General features: G+C 61.3%; 9 protein-coding genes. All 9 read left to right on the plus strand.

Annotation, left to right across the window (positions count from 1 at the left end):
• Positions 1-98 precede the first annotated feature (98 nt).
• Positions 99-1,493, plus strand: a complete 1,395-nt coding sequence (locus B1722_RS23820) for a flagellar hook-length control protein FliK (RefSeq protein WP_086794573.1) — start codon at positions 99-101, stop codon at positions 1,491-1,493.
• 225 nt (positions 1,494-1,718) lie between these two features.
• Complete coding sequence (gene fliL / locus B1722_RS23825) at positions 1,719-2,222, plus strand: flagellar basal body-associated protein FliL (protein ID WP_041072981.1); 504 nt, start codon at positions 1,719-1,721, stop codon at positions 2,220-2,222.
• 9 nt (positions 2,223-2,231) lie between these two features.
• Positions 2,232-3,200 carry a flagellar motor switch protein FliM gene (gene fliM / locus B1722_RS23830; protein WP_003222890.1) on the plus strand — a complete coding sequence of 323 codons (969 nt, stop codon included), beginning with the start codon at positions 2,232-2,234 and terminating at the stop codon, positions 3,198-3,200.
• A gap of 56 nt (positions 3,201-3,256) precedes the next feature.
• Positions 3,257-3,715, plus strand: a complete 459-nt coding sequence (gene fliN, locus B1722_RS23835) for a flagellar motor switch protein FliN (protein ID WP_003222891.1) — start codon at positions 3,257-3,259, stop codon at positions 3,713-3,715.
• Positions 3,716-4,168, plus strand: a complete 453-nt coding sequence (gene fliO, locus B1722_RS23840) for a flagellar biosynthetic protein FliO (protein ID WP_041072979.1) — start codon at positions 3,716-3,718, stop codon at positions 4,166-4,168.
• On the plus strand, positions 4,168-4,926 hold the full coding sequence (gene fliP, locus B1722_RS23845; RefSeq protein ID WP_041072977.1) for a flagellar type III secretion system pore protein FliP: 759 nt from the start codon (positions 4,168-4,170) through the stop codon (positions 4,924-4,926). The genes fliO and fliP overlap by 1 nt, the downstream gene beginning before the upstream one ends.
• Positions 4,923-5,192 (plus strand): flagellar biosynthesis protein FliQ, encoded by a 270-nt coding sequence (fliQ, locus tag B1722_RS23850; RefSeq protein ID WP_041072975.1) that lies wholly within the window; start codon positions 4,923-4,925, stop codon positions 5,190-5,192. Before fliP ends, fliQ begins: the two co-directional genes overlap by 4 nt.
• A 3-nt stretch (positions 5,193-5,195) precedes the next feature.
• On the plus strand, positions 5,196-5,981 hold the full coding sequence (gene fliR, locus B1722_RS23855) for a flagellar biosynthetic protein FliR (protein ID WP_041072973.1): 786 nt from the start codon (positions 5,196-5,198) through the stop codon (positions 5,979-5,981).
• A gap of 3 nt (positions 5,982-5,984) precedes the next feature.
• Positions 5,985-7,124 (plus strand): flagellar biosynthesis protein FlhB, encoded by a 1,140-nt coding sequence (gene flhB, locus B1722_RS23860; protein WP_041072971.1) that lies wholly within the window; start codon positions 5,985-5,987, stop codon positions 7,122-7,124.
• Positions 7,125-7,284 lie beyond the last annotated feature (160 nt).

The following is a 7,284-nucleotide window of genomic DNA, read 5'->3' on the forward strand; positions in this document are numbered from 1 at the left end:
GTCCGGCGCTTTTCGCCAGCGCCGGACGAAACTGGCCCGACACTTGCAATAATCCCCGTCAACTGTACCTACGATCCCAGTGCAGCGGAGACCGTGTCATGCCTGCGACCCCCAATGTTCTTCTTCAATCTGCCGCCCAGGCCAAGGCGCAAGCCGCTGCCGCGAAAGCGCCGGTCATGGCCGCAGACACCGGGGACAAGGCCTCAAGCTTCGCTCAGGTGTTCGCCGATCAAGGCCCGAAAAAAAACCTGCCAGGCACTGACAGTTCGTTGAAACCGGCACGCGACAAGGTTGCCGACAACAGCGACAAGAAAGATCTCGGCAAGGATAAGTCTGCCGCCTCGCAACAGACCGTTGCCGATAGCGGCAATGCCTTGCCTGCCGACAAGACCGCTTCGACTGCATCCGATGATCAGGCGGCCGCTGACAAGGCCGCCACCGATGCGGCCGCTGATAGCGCGCAGACGCCAGTGGCAGACACCCCCCCGGTGGATCCGGCGCTGGATCCGGCGCTGGCGCAAACCGTGCAACCGCTGGTGACTGCACCGGCGGTGCCCGCGCCAGTCGCTGCAACACCGGAGCCGGTCAAGGCCGAGACGCCGGTCGTGGCTGCAACCGTTGCGCCAGCCGTGGTCAAAGACCCGGCGGCATCGACCGATAGCGCTTTCGACCCGGCGGCCGATCCACTCGATTCGCTGCCGGCGGTGCGCATGGCGATGGAGCAGGGCGGACACATTTCTGCCAGCAGTCAGGCACAACCCAAAGCTACGCCGGCCCAGACTCAGGCCGACGGTGAATTGACTGCGGCGCAGAACTTCGCTGCCGGCATGGCCAGCATGCTCGACGTACAGGCCGACAAGGACAGCACCAGTCAAAGCGGCGAGAAAGCCTTCAGCGGTCTGATCGACGATGGCCTGAAAGATCTCAAGTCTGCCACCAGCGACACTCGAGTCGATGATTTCGCCAACCGTCTGGCGGCGCTGACTCAGGCGGCTACGCCGAAAACCGCGAACGCGGTGCCGGTGAATCAACCGATCGCCATGCACCAGAGCGGCTGGACCGAAGAAATCGTCAACCGCGTCATGTACCTGTCCAGCGCCAACCTGAAGGCGGCGGATATTCAATTGCAGCCGGCAGAACTGGGGCGTCTGGATATTCGGGTGAACATGGTTCCGGACCAGCAGACCCAAGTGACCTTCATGAGCGCGCATCCAAGCGTGCGTGAAGCGCTCGATGGTCAGATGCATCGCCTGCGTGACATGTTCACCCAGCAGGGCATGGGCCAGGTTGACGTCAACGTCTCCGACCAGAGTCGTGGCTGGCAGGGTCAGCAGGGTCAGGAACAGGCGCAGCACGGTCAGAGCGGCCGCACCAGCGCTGCTGGCGGACGTCTGGATTCGGCGGACGAAGAACTGACGCCGGCGGCGGTGGCTGAAGCCGCTGCGCAAACCACCAGCGTGATCGGCTCCAGCGCCGTCGACTATTACGCCTGATTCAAGGTGTTCACAAAAACCTGTGGGAGCTGGCTTGCCAGCGATGGCGGCGGCACATTCAGAACCAATGTGTCAGACCAATCGCTATCGCTGGCAAGCCAGCTCCCACAGGGCTTGTATCGATTCATGCATCCCGCTCCTCCAACGCTCCGACACTTCTGGCATAACACTTGCTCTTGCCTTGCCGTGCGACTGTGAAAACCCGATTAGTGACGGATTATTGGCATGGCGAAGAGCGAAGCAGCAGCTGTAAAAGACCCCGCGACCAAAGGCAAACTCAAGATGATCATCCTGATCGTGGTGGCTCTGCTGCTGGCGATCGGTGTGTCCGTGGGCGCGACCTGGTACTTCATGCACAGCGCTCAGAGCAAGCCTGCCGCCGCGGCCGAGACCGCGCCGGTCGGCAAGCAGCCGGCGATTTTCGAGCCGATGGCGCCGGCGTTTGTCGCCAACTACAACCAGAACGGCCGTCAGCGCTACATGCAGGTGAGCATCACCATGCTGGCGCGTAACCAGGCTGATCTGGACGCGCTCAAAGTGCACATGCCGGTGATCCGCAACAACCTGGTGATGCTCTTCTCCGGTCAGGATTTCGCCACACTGGCGACCCCGGTCGGCCAGGAGATGCTGCGCCAGAAGGCCACAGCCAGCGTCCAGGAAGTGGCGCAGAAAGAGCTGGGCAAAGTGGTGATCGAACAGTTGCTTTTCACTAATTTCGTACTGCAGTAGGAACACGACATGGCCGTGCAGGATCTGCTGTCCCAGGATGAAATCGACGCGCTGTTGCATGGCGTCGACGATGGTCTGGTACAGACCGATAACGCTGCCGAACCCGGCAGTGTCAAAAGCTACGACCTGACCAGCCAGGATCGCATCGTCCGTGGACGCATGCCGACCCTGGAAATGATCAACGAGCGTTTTGCCCGTTACACCCGCATCAGCATGTTCAACATGCTGCGCCGCTCGGCGGACGTTGCCGTCGGTGGCGTACAGGTGATGAAGTTCGGCGAATACGTGCACTCGCTGTACGTGCCGACCAGCCTCAACCTGGTCAAGATCAAACCGTTGCGTGGTACCGCGCTGTTCATCCTCGACGCCAAACTGGTGTTCAAGCTGGTGGACAACTTCTTCGGCGGCGATGGCCGTCACGCCAAGATCGAAGGGCGGGAATTCACCCCGACCGAACTGCGCGTGGTGCGCATGGTGCTGGAGCAGGCCTTCGTCGATCTGAAGGAAGCCTGGCAGGCGATCATGGAAGTCAATTTCGAGTACATCAACTCGGAAGTGAACCCGGCCATGGCCAACATCGTCGGCCCGAGCGAAGCGATTGTGGTCTCCACCTTCCACATCGAACTCGACGGCGGTGGCGGTGACCTGCACGTGACCATGCCGTACTCGATGATCGAACCGGTGCGCGAAATGCTCGACGCCGGTTTCCAGTCGGACCTCGACGATCAGGACGAGCGTTGGGTCAACGCCCTGCGTCAGGACGTGCTCGATGTCGATGTGCCGATTGGCGCCACCGTGGCCCGCCGTCAGTTGAAGCTGCGCGACATCCTGCACATGCAGCCGGGGGATGTGATCCCGGTCGAAATGCCGGAAGACATGATCATGCGCGCCAACGGCGTACCGGCCTTCAAGGTCAAGATGGGCTCGCACAAAGGCAACCTCGCGTTGCAGGTGATCGAGCCGATCGAGCGGCGCTGAAGCGCCGCTCTCACCCCCACGCATTTAACTGAATTGTTGCCCGCCGAGGACAAATGATGAACGACGAAATGAACGCCCAGGACGATCAGGCACTGGCCGACGAATGGGCTGCGGCCCTGGAAGAGACCGGTGATGGCAGCCAGGCTGACATCGATGCGCTGCTGGCGGCCGACGCTGGCGCTGCAAGCTCCAACCGTCTGCCGATGGAAGAGTTCGGCAGCGTGCCGAAGAACAACGATCCAGTGACGCTGGATGGCCCGAACCTCGACGTGATCCTCGACATCCCGGTGTCGATCTCGATGGAAGTGGGTAGCACCGACATCAACATCCGCAACCTGCTGCAACTGAACCAGGGTTCGGTGATCGAGCTCGATCGTCTGGCCGGCGAGCCGCTGGACGTACTGGTCAACGGCACCCTGATCGCGCACGGCGAAGTGGTGGTGGTCAACGAGAAGTTCGGCATCCGCCTGACCGACGTGATCAGCCCAAGCGAACGCATCAAGAAGCTGCGCTGAGTGAAACGGTTTCTCTGGGCTTTGCTGGCACTGCCATTGAGCGTGCTGGCCGCCGAGCCGTCGACGGCGACCACCGTGCCTGCTGCCACCGCGCCGATGGTCAGCAGCGGCGTGGCCGGGCAACTGACGCAACTGGTGTTCGGTCTGTTGCTGGTGCTGGGGTTGATCTTCTTCCTCGCCTGGCTGCTGCGCCGGGTGCAGCAGGCCGGGCCGGCGGGCAAGGGCCAGGTGATCGAACTGATCGGCTCGCGCGCCCTCGGTCCGCGTGACCGGTTGATGCTGGTGCAGGTCGGCAACGAGCAAATTCTGTTGGGCCTCAGCCCTGGCACCATCACCGCGCTGCACGTGCTCAAAGAACCGGTGCAAGTGCCGAGCAGTAGCGAAAAAGCGACCCCGGAATTTGCCCAGCATCTGCTGAAGATTCTCGGCAAGGATCAGAAGGATAAGAAGTAATGGCTGCGCTCCGCATCGTCTTGACGCTGGCCCTGATGCTGGCCGCGCCACTGGCATTCGCCGCCGATCCGTTGTCGATCCCGGCGATCACGCTGGGCACCAACGCCGACGGCGCGCAGGAATACTCGGTCAGCCTGCAGATCCTGCTGATCATGACGGCGCTGAGCTTCATTCCGGCGGCCGTGATTCTGATGACCAGTTTTACCCGGATCATTATCGTCTTCTCGATCTTGCGTCAGGCCCTCGGTCTGCAGCAGACGCCGTCGAACCAGATCCTCACCGGCATGGCGCTGTTCCTGACCATGTTTATCATGGCCCCGGTGTTCGACCGGGTGAACAACGATGCGCTGCAGCCGTACCTGGCGGAAAAGCTCACCGCGCAGCAAGCGGTGGAAAAGGCTCAGGTACCGATCAAGGACTTCATGCTCGCGCAGACCCGCACCAGCGATCTGGAGCTGTTCATGCGTCTGTCCAAGCGCACCGACATCGCCACCCCGGATCAGGCGCCGCTGACCATTCTGGTACCGGCGTTCGTCACCTCTGAGCTGAAGACCGCATTCCAGATCGGCTTCATGATCTTCATCCCGTTCCTGATCATCGACCTGGTGGTCGCGAGCGTGTTGATGGCGATGGGTATGATGATGCTCTCGCCGCTGATCATTTCGCTGCCGTTCAAGATCATGCTGTTCGTGCTGGTGGATGGCTGGGCGCTGATCATCGGCACTCTGGCCAGTAGCTTCGGAGGTGTTTCGCCATGACGCCGGAAGTGGCGGTCGATATCTTTCGTGAAGCGCTGTGGCTGACCACCTTGATGGTCGCGATTCTGGTGGTGCCGAGTCTGTTGGTCGGCTTGTTGGTGGCGATGTTTCAGGCCGCGACGCAGATCAACGAACAGACCCTGAGTTTCCTGCCGCGTCTGTTGGTGATGCTGGTGACGCTGATTGTGGGTGGTCCATGGATCGTGCAGACGTTCATGGAATACATCATCCAGCTCTACAAAAACATCCCGATGGTCATCGGCTGAGCCATGCAATCGCTGCTTCAGCTGACCGACACCCAGATCAGTACCTGGGTGGCGTCGTTCATGTTGCCACTGTTTCGCGTCGCCTCGATGCTGATGGTCATGCCGGTGTTTGGCACCACCCTGGTGTCACGCCGCGTGCGGTTGTATTTCGCCGTGGCCATTACCGTGTGCATTGCCCCGGGGCTGCCGCCGATGCCGGAGGTCAGTCCGCTGGCGCTCAGTGGCTGGTTGCTGATTGCCGAGCAGATTCTGGTCGGCGCGGTGCTGGGGTTTTCCCTGCAACTGTTTTTCCAGGCGTTTGCCGTGGCCGGGCAGATTGTCGCGATCCAGATGGGTATGGGCTTCGCCTCGATGGTCGACCCGGCCAACGGCGTTTCGGTGGCGGTCATCGGCCAGTTCTTCACCATGCTGGTGACGTTGTTGTTCCTGTCGATGAATGGCCATCTGGTGGTCTTCGAAGTGCTCACCGAGAGCTTCACCACGCTGCCGGTCGGCGGCGGCTTGATGACGGCGCAGTATTGGGAACTGGCCGGCAAACTCGGTTGGGTGCTCGGGGCGGCGTTGTTGCTGGTGTTGCCGGCGGTCACGGCGCTGCTGGTGGTCAACATTGCGTTCGGCGTGATGACCCGCGCCGCGCCGCAACTGAACATTTTCTCCATCGGTTTTCCGCTGACCCTGGTGCTGGGTCTGTTCATTGTCTGGGTCGGTCTGGCGGACATCCTCAATCAATATCAACCGCTGGCCTCCGAGGCCCTGCAGTTGCTACGCGAACTGGCACGGGCGCGCTGAGGCATGGCTGAGAGCGAAAGCGGTCAGGACAAAACAGAAGACCCCACGGAGAAACGCAAAAAGGACTCCCGTGAGAAGGGTGAGATTGCCCGTTCCAAAGAGCTCAACACCCTGGCGGTGATGCTCGCCGGCGCTGGTGGCCTGCTGATCTTTGGCGGCATGCTGGCGCAGGAATTGATGGACCTGATGCGCCTCAATTTCAACCTTTCGCGGGAAGTGATCATGGACGAGAAATCCATGGGCACCTTCCTGCTGGTCTCGGGCAAGATCGCCCTGATAGCGATCCAGCCGGTCATGATCACGCTGTTGCTGGCCGCATTGATCGGGCCGATCTCCCTCGGCGGCTGGCTGTTCGCCGCCGGCTCCATGGCGCCGAAATTCAGCCGGATGAATCCGGGTGCGGGCCTCAAGCGCATGTTCTCGATGAAGGCCGTGATCGAACTGGTCAAGGCGCTGGCCAAGTTCATCATCACGCTGTTTGTGGCGCTGATGGTGTTGTCGGCCGACATCGATGACTTCCTGCGGATCGCCCATGAACCGCTTGAGCAGGCAATCATTCACAGCGTGACGCTGGTGGGCTGGAGTTCGCTGTGGCTGGCCTGCGGGCTGATCATCATCGCGGCGGTCGACGTGCCGGTGCAGCTCTGGGAAAGCCACAAGAAACTGCTGATGACCAAGCAGGAAGTGCGCGACGAGCACAAGGATCAGGAAGGCCGGCCAGAGGTCAAACAGCGCATCCGCCAGACCCAGCGCGAGATGTCGCAGCGGCGGATGATGGCGGCGATTCCCGACGCCGACGTGGTCATCACCAACCCGACCCACTACGCCGTGGCGCTCAAGTACGACTCGGAGAAGGGCGGCGCGCCGGTGTTGCTGGCCAAGGGCAGCGATTTCCTCGCGCTGAAGATCCGCGAAATCGCCGTCGCCAACAACGTCATGCTCCTCGAATCGCCGGGGCTGGCGCGCTCGATCTACTACTCCACCGAACTGGAACAGGAAATCCCCGGCGGCCTCTATCTGGCGGTCGCCCAGGTGCTGGCCTATGTCTACCAGATCCGCCAATACCGCGCCGGCAAGGGCAAGCGTCCAGATCCACTCAAGGACGATTTGCCGATCCCGCCGGATTTGCGCCGCGATTCCTGACGTCACTGTGATAAAAAACGCCGCTCCGGTTTGACGAGGCGGCGGTTTTTTTATGCCTGACCCAATGATATTTCGGCGCCTGTCGCCGTCATTGTGGTGAGGGGATGAATCCCCTCGCCACAGGTTCTTGCCTGCCTTCTTAGCCTGCCAACTCCAGATT

It is taken from the genome of Pseudomonas sp. SCPG-7, from assembly GCF_002156405.1.
GTDB classification, from domain to species: Bacteria; Pseudomonadota; Gammaproteobacteria; order Pseudomonadales; family Pseudomonadaceae; genus Aquipseudomonas; species Aquipseudomonas parakoreensis.

What these genes read in the sequence shown, in the direction of transcription:
- B1722_RS23820 (WP_086794573.1), top strand. Translation starts at nt 99, where the DNA reads ATGCCTGCGACCCCCAATGTTCTTCTTCAATCTGCCGCCCAGGCCAAG.
- fliL (WP_041072981.1), top strand. Translation starts at nt 1,719, where the DNA reads ATGGCGAAGAGCGAAGCAGCAGCTGTAAAAGACCCCGCGACCAAAGGC.
- fliM (WP_003222890.1), top strand. Translation starts at nt 2,232, where the DNA reads ATGGCCGTGCAGGATCTGCTGTCCCAGGATGAAATCGACGCGCTGTTG.
- fliN (WP_003222891.1), top strand. Translation starts at nt 3,257, where the DNA reads ATGAACGACGAAATGAACGCCCAGGACGATCAGGCACTGGCCGACGAA.
- fliP (WP_041072977.1), top strand. Translation starts at nt 4,168, where the DNA reads ATGGCTGCGCTCCGCATCGTCTTGACGCTGGCCCTGATGCTGGCCGCG.
- fliQ (WP_041072975.1), top strand. Translation starts at nt 4,923, where the DNA reads ATGACGCCGGAAGTGGCGGTCGATATCTTTCGTGAAGCGCTGTGGCTG.
- fliR (WP_041072973.1), top strand. Translation starts at nt 5,196, where the DNA reads ATGCAATCGCTGCTTCAGCTGACCGACACCCAGATCAGTACCTGGGTG.
- flhB (WP_041072971.1), top strand. Translation starts at nt 5,985, where the DNA reads ATGGCTGAGAGCGAAAGCGGTCAGGACAAAACAGAAGACCCCACGGAG.